The 14,349-nt window shown below is 76.2% G+C and carries 14 protein-coding genes and 1 pseudogene; 12 read left to right on the top strand and 3 right to left on the bottom strand.

Going from position 1 to position 14,349, the window contains the following annotated elements; all coding sequences use genetic code 11:
* From ACFQ11_RS34250 to ACFQ11_RS34225, 6 genes and pseudogenes are all read left to right on the top strand, one after another.
* Nucleotides 1–360 (top strand): hypothetical protein (locus ACFQ11_RS34250; protein WP_378306447.1); only part of this gene is annotated, 360 nt, incomplete at its 5' end.
* Entirely contained in the window at nucleotides 335–1,030 is a 696-nt protein-coding gene (locus ACFQ11_RS34245) for a polysaccharide deacetylase family protein (RefSeq protein ID WP_378306445.1), read from the top strand. The genes ACFQ11_RS34250 and ACFQ11_RS34245, both read left to right, overlap by 26 nt.
* Nucleotides 1,031–1,298: 268 nt before the next feature.
* Nucleotides 1,299–2,471, top strand: coding sequence for a glycosyltransferase (locus tag ACFQ11_RS34240; protein WP_378306443.1), 1,173 nt, complete (start codon nucleotides 1,299–1,301; stop codon nucleotides 2,469–2,471).
* Nucleotides 2,472–2,484: 13 nt separating this feature from the next.
* Nucleotides 2,485–3,198 carry a Wzz/FepE/Etk N-terminal domain-containing protein gene (locus ACFQ11_RS34235; protein WP_378306441.1) on the top strand — a complete coding sequence of 238 codons (714 nt, stop codon included), beginning with the start codon at nucleotides 2,485–2,487 and terminating at the stop codon, nucleotides 3,196–3,198.
* On the top strand, nucleotides 3,198–4,343 hold the full coding sequence (locus ACFQ11_RS34230) for a GNAT family N-acetyltransferase (RefSeq protein ID WP_378306439.1): 1,146 nt from the start codon (nucleotides 3,198–3,200) through the stop codon (nucleotides 4,341–4,343). Before ACFQ11_RS34235 ends, ACFQ11_RS34230 begins: the two co-directional genes overlap by 1 nt.
* Nucleotides 4,336–5,307: pseudogene (locus ACFQ11_RS34225) on the top strand (glycosyltransferase); the annotation flags it as partial. The gene ACFQ11_RS34230 and the pseudogene ACFQ11_RS34225, both read left to right, overlap by 8 nt.
* Nucleotides 5,308–5,426: 119 nt before the next feature.
* Here the strand turns inward: ACFQ11_RS34225 and ACFQ11_RS34220 are convergent.
* A complete protein-coding gene (locus tag ACFQ11_RS34220) occupies nucleotides 5,427–6,533 on the bottom strand; it encodes a glycoside hydrolase family 26 protein (RefSeq protein ID WP_378306437.1) in 1,107 nt (368 codons plus the stop codon).
* Here ACFQ11_RS34220 and ACFQ11_RS34215 point away from each other — a divergent pair.
* The 3 genes from ACFQ11_RS34215 to ACFQ11_RS34205 are packed head-to-tail and all read left to right on the top strand — an operon-like array spanning nucleotide 6,532 to nucleotide 9,314.
* On the top strand, nucleotides 6,532–6,783 hold the full coding sequence (locus ACFQ11_RS34215; protein WP_378306435.1) for a hypothetical protein: 252 nt from the start codon (nucleotides 6,532–6,534) through the stop codon (nucleotides 6,781–6,783). The genes ACFQ11_RS34220 and ACFQ11_RS34215 overlap by 2 nt on opposite strands.
* Nucleotides 6,780–8,036 (top strand): carboxylate--amine ligase, encoded by a 1,257-nt coding sequence (locus tag ACFQ11_RS34210; RefSeq protein WP_378306433.1) that lies wholly within the window; start codon nucleotides 6,780–6,782, stop codon nucleotides 8,034–8,036. The genes ACFQ11_RS34215 and ACFQ11_RS34210 overlap by 4 nt, the downstream gene beginning before the upstream one ends.
* A 30-nt stretch (nucleotides 8,037–8,066) precedes the next feature.
* Nucleotides 8,067–9,314: an FAD-dependent oxidoreductase gene (locus ACFQ11_RS34205; RefSeq protein WP_378306431.1), complete on the top strand. Its 1,248-nt coding sequence runs from the start codon at nucleotides 8,067–8,069 to the stop codon at nucleotides 9,312–9,314.
* A 217-nt stretch (nucleotides 9,315–9,531) separates the two neighbouring features.
* Here ACFQ11_RS34205 and ACFQ11_RS34200 read toward each other — a convergent pair whose 3' ends face one another.
* Complete coding sequence (locus ACFQ11_RS34200) at nucleotides 9,532–9,732, bottom strand: hypothetical protein (RefSeq protein WP_378306429.1); 201 nt, start codon at nucleotides 9,730–9,732, stop codon at nucleotides 9,532–9,534.
* 317 nt (nucleotides 9,733–10,049) lie between these two features.
* Between ACFQ11_RS34200 and ACFQ11_RS34195 the strand changes: the two genes are divergently transcribed.
* The 3 genes from ACFQ11_RS34195 to ACFQ11_RS34185 all read left to right on the top strand — a co-directional run bounded on the left by ACFQ11_RS34195 (nucleotide 10,050) and on the right by ACFQ11_RS34185 (nucleotide 13,398).
* Entirely contained in the window at nucleotides 10,050–11,000 is a 951-nt protein-coding gene (locus ACFQ11_RS34195) for a hypothetical protein (RefSeq protein ID WP_378306427.1), read from the top strand.
* Nucleotides 11,001–11,252: 252 nt separating this feature from the next.
* Nucleotides 11,253–12,452 carry a chaplin family protein gene (locus tag ACFQ11_RS34190; RefSeq protein WP_378306425.1) on the top strand — a complete coding sequence of 400 codons (1,200 nt, stop codon included), beginning with the start codon at nucleotides 11,253–11,255 and terminating at the stop codon, nucleotides 12,450–12,452.
* Nucleotides 12,453–12,741: 289 nt separating this feature from the next.
* On the top strand, nucleotides 12,742–13,398 hold the full coding sequence (locus tag ACFQ11_RS34185) for a class E sortase (protein ID WP_378306423.1): 657 nt from the start codon (nucleotides 12,742–12,744) through the stop codon (nucleotides 13,396–13,398).
* 6 nt (nucleotides 13,399–13,404) lie between these two features.
* Here the strand turns inward: ACFQ11_RS34185 and ACFQ11_RS34180 are convergent.
* Nucleotides 13,405–14,349, bottom strand: a 945-nt coding sequence (locus tag ACFQ11_RS34180) for a matrixin family metalloprotease (protein WP_378306421.1), incomplete at its 5' end; no start/stop codon positions are given.

Raw genomic sequence — 14,349 nt, 5'->3', positions numbered from 1 at the left:
GACCCGGCCGGCGGCGCCCGCGCGGCCGGCCGGCTCGCCGCGAACGCGCTCACCGGCGCGCTCGGACCGGACGCGCCCGCACCGCTCGTCCTCGCCGCCGGCGGCCTGGCGACCGTCGCGGCGTTCGCGTTCCTGCTCGTCCTCGCCGGCCGCGACCTCGTCGCGCCGTGGTTCGCCGGGGGCGGCAGGCGGTTCACATTCCGGCCGGGGCTCGCCCGCCGCGGCCGTTCCGACTCGGGGGAGACCAGTGACACAGCCGACCGAACCGGCCCGCCTGACGGGCCCGGCGCAGATACCGGAGGCCGGGAGGACCCGCCGGGCGCCGCTGGTGCTGATGTACCACTCGATAGATCACCGTGACGACGACCCGCATCTGGTCACGGTGTCGCCGCGCAGGTTCGAGCGCCAGCTCGCCTGGCTGCGCGCGCGCGGGCTGCGCGGCGTCGGCATGCAGGAACTCCTGTACGCGCACGGCGCCGGACGAGCGGACGGGCTCGTCGGCCTCACGTTCGACGACGGCTACGCGGACTTCGCGACCCGCGCCGTCCCGGTCCTGCTGCGGTACGGGTTCGGCGCGACCGTGTTCGTCGTGTCCGGCCGGATCGGCGAGCACAACGCGTGGGACAGCGACGGCCCCGAAGGCCGCGGCCCCCGCAAGCCGCTGATGACCGCCGAGCAGATCCGGACGGTCGCGGGCGCGGGCGTCGAGGTCGGCTCGCACGGCCGGCTGCACGTCCCGCTCCCCGACGCCGACGACGACACGCTCCGCGTCGAGCTCGCCGAGAGCAAGGCGGCGCTCGAGGAGATCCTCGACCGCCCGGTGAACGGGTTCGCCTACCCGTACGGGCGCGCGGGCGACCGGGAGGTCGAGGCCGTCCGGGCCGCGGGCTACGGCTACGCGTGCCACATCGCGCCCGAGACCGCGTCCCGGCACGCCCTCCCGCGCACGTACGTCGGCGAGTCCGACGGGCCGCTGCGCCTGCGCGCGAAGATGCTCCGCCACGAACTCCTGCGCCGGAGCCGCATATGACCCCCCGCGCCCGGTGCGGCGTCCGGGCGTCCGGTGGTGTCCTGGCCGGGAGGCGGGCGTCCGGCCACGTCTTGCCGGGAGGCCGGGCGGTCGGCGGTGCCGGGCGGGCGAGGCGGGCGTCCGGTCACGTCTCGCCGGGAGGCCGGACGTCCGGCGGTGCCGGGCGGGCGAGGCGGGCGTCCGGTCACGCCTTGCCGGGAGGCCGGGCGGTCGGCGGTGCCGGGCGGGCGGGACAGTCGTCCGGCCGCGTCCGCACCGGGGGGTCGGCGTGATCCGGGTGCTGCACGTCATCACGGGGCTGGAGCACGGCGGGGCGGAGCGGCAGCTCGCCCTGCTGCTGCCGCACCTGCCGCCGACGGTGGCGTGCGAGGTCGTGTCGCTGACGCGGGCCGGGACGGTCGGGGCGGAGATCGCGGCCGGCGGCGTGCCCGTGCACGAACTCGGCATGGGCGGCAACCGCGACCTCGCGGCGCTTCCGCGGCTCGTCCGGCTGATCCGCCGCGGACGGTACGACGTCGTCCACACGCACCTCTACCGGGCGTGCGTGTACGGGCGGGTCGCCGCACGCCTCGCCGGGGTCGGCCCGCGGCGATCCGCGCCTCGCATCATCGCCACCGAGCACTCGCTGGGCGACGGCCATCTGGAGGGACGCCGAACCACGCGCGGCGTCCGTGCCCTTTACCTCGCGACCGAACGACTCGGATCGCTCACGATCGCGGTGTCCCCGACCGTCGAACGGCGCCTGCACGCGTGGGGCGTCGCACCGGAACGAGTCGAGGTCGTCCCGAACGCCGTGGACGCCGCCGCGTTCGCGTTCGACCCCGCCCGCCGGGCCGCGACCCGCGCCGCGCTCGGCCTCGCACCGGACGAACCGGTCGTGGGCGCCGTCGGGCGGCTCGTGCCCACCAAACGATTCGACCTGCTCGTCGACGCCCTCGCGCGGCCCGCGCTCGCGGGCGCGCGGCTGCTGGTCGTCGGCGACGGCCCGCAGCGGCACGCGCTCGACCGGCTCGCGGCCGCCCGCGGCTTCTACGGCCGGGCCGTCCTCGCCGGCGGGACGGCCGACGTCCCGGGCGCCCTCGCCGCCATGGACGTCCTCGCCGCCCCGTCCGTCCAGGAGACGTTCGTCCTCGGCGTCCTCGACGGGCTTGCCGCCGGGCTGCCCGTCCTCTACACGGCCTGCCCGGCGCTGGACGCCCTGCCGTCCGGCGCGGCCCCCGGCGCGCGGCGGCTGCCCCCCGCCGCCGACGCGGACCGCTGGAGCGCGGAACTCGCCCGCCTCCTGCCGTCCGGTGCGCGGGCGCGCGCGGCGGTGCCCCCCGCCGTCGCCCGCCACCACGCCGTCGCGGACCAGGCGGCCCGGCTCGCCCGGCTGTACGCGGGCGAACCGGCCGGCGGCGCCGACCGGGCGCCGACCACCCGGGAAGTCATACCGACCTGAAAAGGGGCAAGTCATGTCGAATCGTGATGGAGTTCAGCGGCCGTCCCGGCACCGCACCGGCTCACCGGCCGCGCTCGTCCGGGGCGTCCGGCGCCGCGTCGCCGCGCTCCTGCACCGGTACGCGGTCCCCATCGCGTTCGGGCTCGTCGGGCTGCTCGGCGGCGTCGCCTACACGCTGTTCACCCCGCCGAACTACACCGCGACCGCGTTCGTGCTGGTCGTCGAGGGCGAGAAGGAGCAGGCCGGCGGCGCGGTCAGCTTCGCGCAGGCGTACGGGCGGCTCGCCCCGCTCCCGGAGACCCTCGCCTGGTCGCGGCGCCCGCTGCCGGTGGTGCCGCCCGGCGAGGTGCACGAGCACGTCCAGGCGTCCACCTCGCCCGAAACACCGCTGATCAAGCTGACCGGACGCGCCGCCACCGCGCGGGACGCCGCCGCGTTCGCGAACGCCGCCGCGGACGCGCTCGTCCGGTACGGCCGGTCGCACAGCGCCGACACCGGCGTGCGCGTCGCGCTGATGGGCGTCGCGCAGCCGCCGGACGCGCCGACGTCGCCGAACCCGCCGCTGAACATCGCCGTCGGGACCGCGTCCGGGATGCTCCTGGCCGGGCTCAGCGCCGCCGTCCTGAGCGGGCGGGGCCGCCGCCGCGGCCGGCGCGACGCCGCGCGCGTCCGCCGCCGGTCCCCCGCGGTCCCCGCGCCCGCCGCCGAACCGGTGGAGGTCCGCTGATGCGGGCGCCCGGCCGCGTCCGGCCGGGCCGCGCGACCGTCACCGCGACGCGCGCCCGCGAACGGCGCGAGGCGCCCGGCTGGACCGCCGAGGTCCGCCGCGACGACGCCGCGCTGACCGCGCTGGCCGCCGACCTCCGCGACCTGTACCGGCGCTGCCCGGCCGCGACCCCGTTCCAGGCGTACGAATGGATCCGGCCCTGGTGGGACGAGTACGGGACGCCCGGACGGCTCCGCCTCGCCACCGTGCGGCGCGGCGGCCGGCTCGTCGCGGCGGCCCCGCTGGCGCTCGTCCGGCGCGCCGGGCTGCCGGTGCTGGTCCCGCTCGCCGCGCCGCAGAGCGACGTCACCGACCTGCTCCTCGACCCCGCGCACGCCGACGCCGCCGCCCCGCGCCTCGCCCGCGCCCTGCTCGCCGACCCCGGCTGGTCCGCGCTGGACCTGCCCGAGGTCCGGCCCGGCGCCGCCGCGCACCGGCTCGCCCGGCACTGGCCGGGCCGCGCCTGGCGGACGCCGTCCTCGATCTGCCTCGAACTCCCCGACGCCGACGTGTCCGGCGTCCTCGCCCGGCTCCCCGGCCGCGCCGCCGGGAAGACGCGCGCCCGGCTCCGCAAGATCGACCGGCGCGGCGTCACCGTGCGTCCCGTCCCGGCCGCCGAGGTGCCGGGCGCCGTCCGCGAGCTGCTCGACCTGCACGTCCGGCAGTGGCACGGACGCCCGGTCAACCCCGAGCACACCCGCGACCGGTTCCGCCGCCACCTCGCCGCCGCCGCGCACGGCCTCGCCCGCGACGGCGGCGCCGCCGTCCTGCAGTACCACTGGGACGACCGCCTCGTCGCCGCCGACCTCGTCCTCATCGGCCACCGCTTCGCGGGCGCCTACCTCTACGGCGCGCTCCCCGAACTCCGCGACCACGTCGACGTCGGCCTCATGCTGCTCCGCGAGGCCCTCACCGCCGCCGACGGCCGCGGCCTCAGCCTGCTGCGCGGCGAGGAGTCGTACAAGCTCAAATGGCGTCCCGACCCCGTGCGGAACGAACGCCTCATCCTCGCCCGGACCCGCACGGCCCCCGCCTACGCGGCCCTGGCCCGCACCCGCGCCGCCCTGGCCGCCCACCGCCACGACACCCCGCACCCCGATGCCTGACCGCGGCGCCCTCCCCGACAGCGGCGGCGCCTCCGGCGGGGGGCGGGGGGTGCGGGTTCTGCATGTCAGCCAGCCGACGTCGGGCGGGGTCGCCGTGTACGTCGGCGCGGCGGCCGGGGACCAGCGGCGGCGCGGGTGGGACGTGGCGGTCGCGTGCCCGCCGGACGGCGACCTGCCGGGGCGGTGCGCGGCGGCGGGGGTGCCCTGGTTCAACTGGGACGCGGGCCGCGCGCCCGGCCCCGCGGCGCTGCGGGAGGCGGTCGCGCTGCGGCGGCTCGTGGCCGGGTTCCGGCCCGACGTCGTGCACCTGCACTCGTCCAAGGCGGGGCTCGCCGGACGGCTGCTGCGCGGGCCGCGCGGGACGTCGGTGATCTTCCAGCCGCACGGGTGGTCGTGGCTCGCCGCGACCGGACGGCAGCGCGCGCTCAGCCTCGCGTGGGAGCGGCTCGCCGCCCGCCGCGCGGACGCGCTGGTGTGCGTCGGCGCGGGAGAACTGGGCGAGGGCGTGCAGGCGGGGGTGCGGGGCGCGTACCGGCTCGTCCGCAACGGCGTCGACCGGCGCCGGTTCGCGTTCGCGCCGGCCGCCGGGCGGACGGCCGCGCGGGCGAGGCTGGGGCTTCCCGCGGCGGCGCCGCTCGCGGTGTGCGTCGGGCGGCTGACGCGGCAGAAGGGGCAGGACGTGCTGGTCGCGGCGTGGCCGGACGTCCTGGCGCGGTGCCCGGACGCGCGGCTCGCGATCGTCGGCGACGGCGAGGACCTCGGCGGGCTGCGCGCGGCCGAGGTGCGCGGCGTCCGGTTCGTCCCGGCGGTGGCGGATCCCCGCGACTGGTTCGCCGCCGCCGACGTCGTGGCGCTGCCGTCCCGCTGGGAGGGGCTGCCGCTGACCGCGCTGGAGGCGATGGCCACCGGACGTCCGATCGTCGGCACCCGCGTCCCGGGCCTCACCGAGGTCGTCCGGCCCGGGACGGGCGCGCTGGTGCCGCCGGACGAGCCGGGGGCGCTCGCCGCGGAGCTCGCGACGCGGCTGCTCGTCCCCGGCATCGCCGAGAAGGAGGGACGGGAGGCGGCGGAGGTCGCCGCGGACTACGACCTGTCCGGCACGCTCGACTTGCTCGCCGCCGTCACCCGCGGCGTCGCCGACCCGGCCCCCGAACCGGACGGGCGGGGCGTCGCCGGTGGCGTCGAGTCCCTGCTCGCTGACGGGCTCGGGCTCGCCGGGGCGTCCGGAGCGGACGGGGACGGGCTCGGGTTCGGCTTCGCGGGCGCGGGCACGCCGCCGAACAGCTCCCGGTAGACGCGGGACGAGCGCGGGTTCTCGGCGCAGCCCCACACGCCGTGCGGGCAGTAGTCGGTGATCGTCTGGTAGACGACGTTCTGCGACATGATCCAGCGATGCATTCCCCGGATGTATTCGGGATTGTCGGAATTGCGGAACAGGCCCCATTCGGGGAACGAGATCGGCTTTCCGCGGGCCCGCGCGAACTCGGCCTGATCGCGCAGCCCGTACGGTTCGTTCACGTAGTCCTCGAACGTCGCCCCGTGCGGCTGGTCGTAGGTGTCGGAACCGATGATGTCGACGACGTCGTCCCCCGGGTAGCACTTCGTCCACGGAATCGCGTCGCGCCCGCGGGTCGGCGTGAAATCGAACCGGAAGTTCGTCCCCGGAACGGCCCGCATCGTCCGCACGATGCTGCGCCAGTACCCCTTCCACGCGTGCGGGTTCGGGGCGCACTGGCCGCTGTAGCTGTTGCCGTTCATCTCCCAGCCGAGGACGATGATCGCGTCGCCGGCGCCCGCGGCGGCGAGCCGCTTCGCGAGCGTCCGGTAGTGCTGGTCGAACCGGCCCTGCGCGCCCTGCCGGAGCAGCAGCGACATGACCGGGTACGGCACCCACTCCTCGTTCTGCGCCATCATCGGGACGTTGAGCACCAGCATGCGGCGGGGGTCGGCGTTCGCCCACGCGGCCCACGGCTCGATGATCCCCTCCGGGCCCTCGATGGCCGCCCAGCTGTCGCCCGGCAGGTAGGTGTGGCCGACGGTCACGGCCGAGCCGAGCCAGTCGGCGAAGTGCGGGATCCGCGCGACGCCCTCCGGCCCGGAGCCGAGGAACGCCCCCAGCGGAACGTATTTCTCCTGTGTCTCCGACGACTGCGCCCGCAGGAATGTCGGAAGCGCCGGAAAAGGCACCATGGAGGAGGCGTTCAGTGCGATGAGCGCCACCGTCGTGGTTAGCGCGACGGAGAGCGGGCAGAACGGTATAGGTCGTTTACGTGATCGCCGTGACGACCGTCCGGATGAATGGATATCCGTTGCTCGCATGCGTATCCTTATGCCCGGCCGAGCACAACCCGAACAAATCAGTAAAGCGTCCGATGGAAAAATTTACCCAGTGACAAGGAAGGCCGCCGTGCGCCGCAACCCGCAGGAACGGGCCCGTTGACCGGGACGCCCGCCGCCGCGCCCGACCCGCGCGGGGCCCGGCCCGACCTCGACCCCGGCCTCCCGGTCCTGCTGCTGCGCACCGACCACAACCACTTCCACCACGGCACCCTCGGCGCGATCCGCTCCCTCGGACGCGCCGGAGTGCGGGTCCACGCGATCCTGGAGAGCCGCCGCAACCCGGTGTCCCGCTCCCGCTACCTGCACCGCGGCCACCCGTGGGCGCCGCCCCCGCAACGCCCGTCCGCCCTCCTCGGACACCTCCGCATGATCGGCGAACGGATCCCCGGCGGCCCCGCGCTGCTCCTGCCGATGGACGACGCCGGCGCGATCTTCGCCGCCGAGTACGCCGACGCGCTCGCCCAGCACTTCGTCGTCCCGCCGCAGGACCCGGACGTCCCCCGCCGCGTCGCCGACAAGGCCCGCCTCCTCGCCGCCTGCGAGGAGCACGGGATCCCCGCCCCGCAGGCCCGCGTCCCCGCCACCCCCGGCGAGGTCGACGACGCCGTCAAGGCGCTCGACCTGCCGATCATCGCGAAATGGGCGCGGCCCTGGCTGCTCCCGCGCGGGCTGCGCAGCACCACGCTCGTCCACGACGCCGCCGACGTGCACCGCCTGTTCGCGTCCGCCGCCGGACACGACGCGGGCCCGCTCGTCCTGCAGCGCCGCATCCCGCCCGACGGCGGCGACTGGTTCTTCCAGGGCTACTTCGACGCCGCGCACACGTGCCTGTACGGCGGCGTCGGCCGCAAGCACCTCGCGCACCCGCCGCAGGCCGGGCACACCGTCGCCGGAGAATGGGTCGACAACCCCGAGGTGCACGACCTCGCCGTCCGCGTCGCCCGCCTGCTCGGCTGCCGCGGGCTCGTCGACCTCGACTTCCGCCGCGACCCCGCCACCGGCGACTACCGGCTCCTCGACTTCAACCCGCGCATCGGCGCCCAGTTCCGGCTGTTCACCGACGCGCGGGGGCTCGACCTCGCCCGCGCCCTGCACCTCGACCGGTCCGGACGCGGCGTCCCGCCCGCCCGCCCGGTCATCGGGCGCAACCTGCTGGTGGAGAACCACTACCTCAGGCAGGCGATCGGCCGACGGCCGCGCACGGGGGCCCTCCGCCCGCTGCGCGCCGCCGACGAACTCGCCTGGTACGCGGGCGACGACCTGCGGCCCTTCCTGGCGATGGGCCGGCAGAGCGCGCTGCGCGCGGCCGAACGGTTCCGCGACGCGCACCGGGACCGTTCGTCCCGACCCTGATCCGCAACGACTAAAACGGGGGAATTGCACATGAGCGACTCGGCCATCGACGTCGTCATCGTCGGCGCCGGGCCCTACGGGCTGTCGACCGCCGCGCACCTGCAGAACATCGGCCTGGACGTCCGCGTCATCGGCACGCCGATGCAGTTCTGGGACGTCGGCATGCCACCCGGCATGTACCTGAAGTCCGAGCCGTTCGCGTCCAGCCTCGGCGCGCCGCAGCCGGGCATGGCGTTCACCGACCGCAACCCCGGGTGGCGCCTCGGCCAGCCGATCCCCCTGGAGACGTTCGTCGCCTACGGCCGCTGGTTCGCGTCCGTGTGCGCGCCCGGCACGACCCCGGGCGAGGTCGTGGACATCGAGCGCGGCGGCCCCGGGTACGTCGTCACCCTCGCCGACGGCGAGGAGATCCGCACCCGGACGGTCGTCGTCGCCGTCGGCGTCGGCCCGTTCGCGCACATCCCCGAGGAGCTCAGGGGCATGCCGTCGTGGCTCGTCTCGCACAGCACCGACCACAACGACCTGGGGCTCTTCCGCGGCAAGGAGGTCGCCGTCGTCGGCTCCGGCCAGTCCGCGCTCGAGACGGCCGTGCTGCTCGCCGACATCGGCGCCCGCCCGCACGTCCTGGCTCGCCGCGTCCGCCTCGACTGGAACCCGCGCCCGAACGAGCGCCGCTCGCTGCCCGAGAAGCTGCGCGGCGGCCCCCGCTCCGGCCTCGGCAGCGGCTACCGCACCTGGCTGTGGGCCGAACGCCCCGGGCTCGTCCGGTACCTGCCGGAGGCGACCCGGCAGCGGCTCGTCCGCGAGACCCTCCCGCCCGCGGGCGCCTGGTGGCTGCGGGACCGCTGCGACGAGCGCGTCCGCGTCACCACCGGCGTCCACCTGCTGAAGGCGATCGAGCAGGACGACGGCATCGCGGTCACCACCACCGACCGGCACGGCCGCCGCGACGTCGTCGAGGTGGAGCACGTCGTCTGCGCGACCGGCTTCGTCCCCGACCTCGCGCGCCTCACCATGATCTCGTCCGACCTGCGGGCCCGCGTCGCGAGCCGCCTCGGCTCGCCCGTCCTGTCCCGCGACTTCGAGTCGTCCATGCCGGGCCTCTACTTCGCGGGCCTCGCGGCCGCCGCCACGTTCGGCCCGGTCATGCGTTTCGTGCACGGCTCCGGCTTCGCCGCCCGCCGTATCTCGGGCCACATCATCCGCACCACCCCGCGCGGCCGCACGCCGCTCCGCCGCCCGGGCACCGTCCCCGGCCCGGACGCGCTGCGCACCTGACCGCCCCGCGCACCCGGCCGCACGCCGATGCCGGCGCACCCCGACCAAGGGCGCGCCGGCATCGGCGCGTCCGGGCCCGCCGCTCTGCGTCGGCCGGATCTGGTGGAGCGGCAGGTGCAGATCGTGGACGTCTCGGTGGACGCGGTCTCGGCCTGCCGGTGCCGCCCGCGCGGGCATCCTTCGCCGCATGGACGGCCGGGGCCGCAGTGCCGCGGGGTCAGGAGCGGCGGGTGGCCCGGTGCCACTCCCAGCGGGCGTACAAGGTCCAGGCGGACGGGCGGACGCGGGGGGAGGGCACCGGGCGGGGCGCGGGCGCCCGGCGGACGGTGCGGCGGCGGGGGCGCGGAGCGGGAAGGCCGGGCAGGCGCCGTGCGCCGCTGCGGGGCGCGGACGCGGCGGGCGACGCGGGATCGGTCATCGTGGGAGCTCCTCGCCGGGACTGCCGGTCCGCCGAACCTAACGCACCTGATACCGATCGGCATACGTGTCCCGAACGAGGAGCGGCGACATATCCCCCAGAATCGGACTAATCACGGATTAATGGTGTGCCAGGCCCTTGAAAGCCCTGGGCCGGAAAAGGCGGACGCGGCTTCGGAGATTCATCGAGAGACACGCGAGACGGGAAATGAAATCGTCCCGTGATCGCGCCGGAAAGTGCTACGGTCGATCTCGACCGATCAGGAACCGGTCCCGAACGGGAACCGGGCGGCGCGGAGTCGAAGGGGGAATCCGGACGTGGACGCGGCACCGATCCGGCGCGAGGCCGACGGCCTCCGCGGGCGGCATGCCCACGTCGCGCGTTCGGTCGCCCGGCTGCTCGCCGTCGCCGGGTTCGCGCTCGCGGGCTGGATCGCCCTCGCGGCACTGAACGACACCGCGATGGCCGACGACGGGACGTCGCGCAGCGGCGCCCCGCGCGACCTCACCGGCCCCGCCGTCCAGGACGGCCCCGGCGCCGGCTTCGGATCCGGCCCGGCCGCGCACCACGAGCCCGGCCTGGCCACGCTGCGGCACTTCAAGCTGCAGCGCGACTGGTCGCCCCGGGAGACGGCCGAGGTCGTCGCCGACGACGTCGACGAGGTGCGCGAGCGTCCGGTCGGGTACCTGCGCGACCGCGGGCGCGACGTCGCCCGCGACAAGGACGCCGCCGTCCGCGCCGTCCGCCAGTTCGGCGACGCCGCGGGCGTCCCGGACGTGCGGGTCCGCGACGGCGGGACGACCGGGGGGCCGAGCCTCACCGAGATCGTCCGCGGCGTCACCGACGCCGCGCCGCTGCCGCGGCCCGCGGGCCACGCGCCCGCGGCCGGCGCGCAGGACGGCGCCGAGCACGACGAGCCGGGCGCGCCGAAGAAGTCGGCGCACACCACCAAGGCCGTCCACGTGGGCGACGGCAAGGCCGTCCCCGCGCCGTTCGCCGGCGCCGTCGACGCGGACGACCTGCCCGAACACGGCGGGTGCGGCGGGTGCCGCGGCGGGCACGCCCCGGCCGACACGCCCGTCCTGCCCGGCCAGGACGGCAACCAGCGCAGCGGATCCGCCCAGGGCGGGCACCCGTTCGCGCCGTTCGCCGACCTGGCGACCGCGGTCGACCCGGCCGCGCCCCTCGGCATGGACCTGCGCGCCTTCCGCCGCACGTCCCTGACCGACATCGCCGCGCCGGGACGCCCGGCCGTCGTCCCCGACTAGCGGTTCCCCGCCCCGGCGGCCGCACGCATCGGTGCGTCCCGCCGCAGGGCCCCGGCGGCCATTCCCGGCCGCGCGAGCATGCACCGTCCTCACCGCGTTCCGTCATGGCGCCCGGCTCATCGGGCCGGGCGAGGAGCGCCAATCCGAAATGAGCATCGGCCTCGTCCGGCCGTTGCGCGCTGCGCACATCCGGAAGATGTCGTGCAGCCGATCCACCGATTCATCGAATCGCCGAAAAGACAGGAGCAACAAATGCGCAAGTGGGCCAAGAACACCAGCCGCGCCGCGCTCGTCGCCGCGGGCGCCGTCGCGGTCGGCGCCGGTTTCGGCACCACCGGGGCCGTCGCCAACGCCGACATGCGGACGTCCGGGAACTTCTCCGTCCTGGGCGGCAACCAGGTCTACCTGCCGATCTCCATCCCGGTCGACGTCAGCGGCAACTCCGTCGCGGTCCTGGGCGCCTCGCAGGCGTACTCCAAGGGCGGCGCCGAGGTCGAGAACGCGCGCCACGGCGGGCACGGCCACGGCCGCGGCGGCGGCATGGAGACCTCCGGGAACTTCTCCATCGGCGGCGGCAACCAGGTGAAGGCGCCGATCAGCATCCCGGTCAACGTGTGCGGCAACTCCGTCGCCGTCCTCGGGCTCTCGCAGGCGTTCTGCAAGGGCGGCGCCGAGGTCGAGTTCGAGGACGACAAGGGGCACGGCCACCACGGCAAGGACTACGGCTACCGCGCCTCGTCCACGGACCGCTGGGACGGCGGGTACGGCCACGGCGGCTGGGGCAAGGGCGCCGGCATGCAGACGTCCGGGGACTTCTCCATCCTGGGCGGCAACCAGGTCTACGCGCCCATCTCGGCGCCGATCAACGTGTGCGGCAACTCCGTCGCGGTGCTGGGCATGTCCCGGGCCCACTGCAAGGGCGGCGCCGAGGTCGAGCGGTCGGGCGGCAAGCCCGACATGAAGACCTCGGGCAACTTCTCCATCCTGGGCGGCAACCAGGTCTACGCGCCGATCTCCGTGCCGATCAACGTGTGCGGCAACTCCGTCGCGGTGCTCGGCCTGTCGCAGGCGTCCTGCAAGGGCGGCGCGTCCGTCGGTGACGACGACGACCACGAGCTGCCGCCGACCCTGCGCAAGGGCAGCGCCGCCAAGGCCGTCCCGGGGCCGGAGCAGATCACCGGTGAGGTCACCACCACGCTGGAGTCGGTCGCCAAGGGCGCCGTCGCGCGGGTCGCCGAGCCCATGGCGCAGCCGGCCGCGAACCAGCGCGCCGCCAAGCCCGCCAAGCCGGCCAAGCGGATCCGCGTGGGCGAGACCGTGCGCAACCTCGTCGGCACGCTGAAGAAGACGTCGCCGGTCACCGAGGCCGCGGACGTGCGGCCGGGCGAGGTCGGCCCGCGCCTGCCGCTCGACGAGATGCCCGTCGAGGTCAACTCGCCGGCGATGAACTGAGCGATGCCCGAGTGACCGGGTCCGGAACGGACGGGTCGGCGCGGTGCGGCTCCGCGCGGACCGGTCCGGGGACGGCCCGGAGCTGACGATCCGCGGCCGGTGCGGCGGCGGACCGGGCGACCGGACGCCACCGCGGGGCGTCGGGCGGCCAGGTCACGCCGCAGCGTTCGCGGGTCGAAACGATCGATCGATCGCACGGAGGGGACGGCAGACGTGCCGTCCCCTCCGCGCCGTCGGGAGCCGCGGCGGCGGTGCCGCCGCGCGCCGGAGCGAGAGGAAACGAGACGACATGTCCGTGCGCAAGCTGATCCACGCGGCCGTCCCGGCGGCGGCCGCCCTCGCCGTGTCCGCGGCCCCGGTGGCGCGGGCGTCCGCGGGTCCCGCCGGTACGGGCGCGCCCGCCGACCCGGTCGCGGCCGTTTCGTCGGTGACGTCCGTGCTGAACCTCGGCCCCGCCCGCCCGGGCGCCGCGCGCACCGGGAACGCCGCCGGGCCGAGGACGATCGCGGACGACCGGCCACGCAGCGGCGAGCGGATCGGGAGCCTCGCCATCGACCGCATCGCGGTGAAGGCGAAGGTCCTCGAAGGCGTGTCGGAGCACGTGCTGCAGCACGGCGTCGGGCACTACCCGGGGACGGCGCGGCCCGGCGAGCGGGGCAACACCGTGCTGCTCGGGCACCGGACCACCCACCTGCGCCCGTTCCTCGACCTCGACAAGCTGAAGAACGGGGACGCGATCGAGCTCCGCGCGGGTGGCAGGACGTACACCTACCGGGTCGAGGACAAGCGCGTCACGATGCCCGACGACCGCGACGCCCTCGAGCCCGTCCCGTACCGGCCGTGGAGCCCGCCGGACGGCGCGTACGTCACGCTGATCACCTGCCATCCGAAGGGGACGGACGAGCGCCGCCTCATCGTCGTCGGGCGCCTCGCGCCGAAGCGCTGACCGAGGTCAGCGGGCGCCGTAGAGCGCGATCAGCCCGTCGTAGTCGCCCTTGCCGAGCGTGGACGGCCCGTCGTCGCACGGGCCGATGCTCGGCGCCATCGTGAGCTTCGAGCGGCCGAGGCCCTCGACGTGCGAGAGGCCGAGCACGTGCCCGGCCTCGTGCGTCGCGACCGCCGTCGTGGCGAACGCGCCCTGCGGGCAGGTGCCCTCGCCCGACCACCATTCGTGGCCCTGCGTCTGCAGGGCCATGTCCGTCTCCACGGTGGTCGGCCCGGCGAACCACGAGCACGTCGCGGCGAGGACGTTCTCCTCGGCCCCGGCCATGGCGAGCCAGCCGAAGACGTTGACGCCGTCCCGCCGCCCGCAGGCCGCCCCGTCCGTCAGGTTCGGCGGCTGCGCGGACTCCCCGATGTGTTTCTCGTAGACGTTCGGCGGCGGGTTGAACTGCTTGTCGCTGCGGCAGTCGGTGTGCGCGTTCACGGCGTTGGAGACACCCGCGGCGACGGTGGTGTCGGGCCGTCCGGTGCCGCCCGGGTGGTACCGCCATTCGACGGTCGCGCCCTTCGGCCATTTGCTCGGCTGCGCACGGTACCGGCCGTCCTTGCACGCGTCCAGCGGGGCCCGGACGTCGCGGGGGCGGCCGTGCGGGGCCCGCACGCTGCGGGTGCTGATGACGATCTGGCTCGCCCGGTCGTCGACCTCGATCCGCAGTTCGGCGGCGCCGTCGGTGCGCAGCGAGTGCGCGGCCACCGAGGTGCCGTCCCGCGGCACCGTCGCGGTGAGGCCGCCTTCGCCGGTCACGACGCGCCCGCGCAGGTCGCACTCGGCGATGTCGATGGTGTGCGGCATCGTCCGGGCGGCGAGCGGCCCCCGCTCGACGCACCACGCCGGCGGGGCGGCGGCGGTGGCGGGCGCCGCGCCCGCGAGGCCCGCGGCGGCGACGGCGGCGGC

The sequence above is a fragment of the Actinomadura sediminis genome (assembly GCF_042675525.1).
Lineage (GTDB): Bacteria > Actinomycetota > Actinomycetes > Streptosporangiales > Streptosporangiaceae > Spirillospora > Spirillospora sediminis.
This window is presented reverse-complemented; position numbering and strand designations above follow the sequence as displayed.

Bases quoted from the DNA above. Each gene is read 5' to 3' on its own strand.
- ACFQ11_RS34230 (WP_378306439.1), top strand. From the start codon at position 3,198: ATGCGGGCGCCCGGCCGCGTCCGGCCGGGCCGCGCGACCGTCACCGCG.
- ACFQ11_RS34190 (WP_378306425.1), top strand. From the start codon at position 11,253: ATGCGCAAGTGGGCCAAGAACACCAGCCGCGCCGCGCTCGTCGCCGCG.
- ACFQ11_RS34205 (WP_378306431.1), top strand. From the start codon at position 8,067: ATGAGCGACTCGGCCATCGACGTCGTCATCGTCGGCGCCGGGCCCTAC.
- ACFQ11_RS34220 (WP_378306437.1), bottom strand. From the start codon at position 6,533: ATGGTGCCTTTTCCGGCGCTTCCGACATTCCTGCGGGCGCAGTCGTCG.
- ACFQ11_RS34245 (WP_378306445.1), top strand. From the start codon at position 335: ATGTACCACTCGATAGATCACCGTGACGACGACCCGCATCTGGTCACG.
- ACFQ11_RS34185 (WP_378306423.1), top strand. From the start codon at position 12,742: ATGTCCGTGCGCAAGCTGATCCACGCGGCCGTCCCGGCGGCGGCCGCC.
- ACFQ11_RS34200 (WP_378306429.1), bottom strand. From the start codon at position 9,732: ATGACCGATCCCGCGTCGCCCGCCGCGTCCGCGCCCCGCAGCGGCGCA.
- ACFQ11_RS34235 (WP_378306441.1), top strand. From the start codon at position 2,485: ATGTCGAATCGTGATGGAGTTCAGCGGCCGTCCCGGCACCGCACCGGC.
- ACFQ11_RS34215 (WP_378306435.1), top strand. From the start codon at position 6,532: ATGGAGGAGGCGTTCAGTGCGATGAGCGCCACCGTCGTGGTTAGCGCG.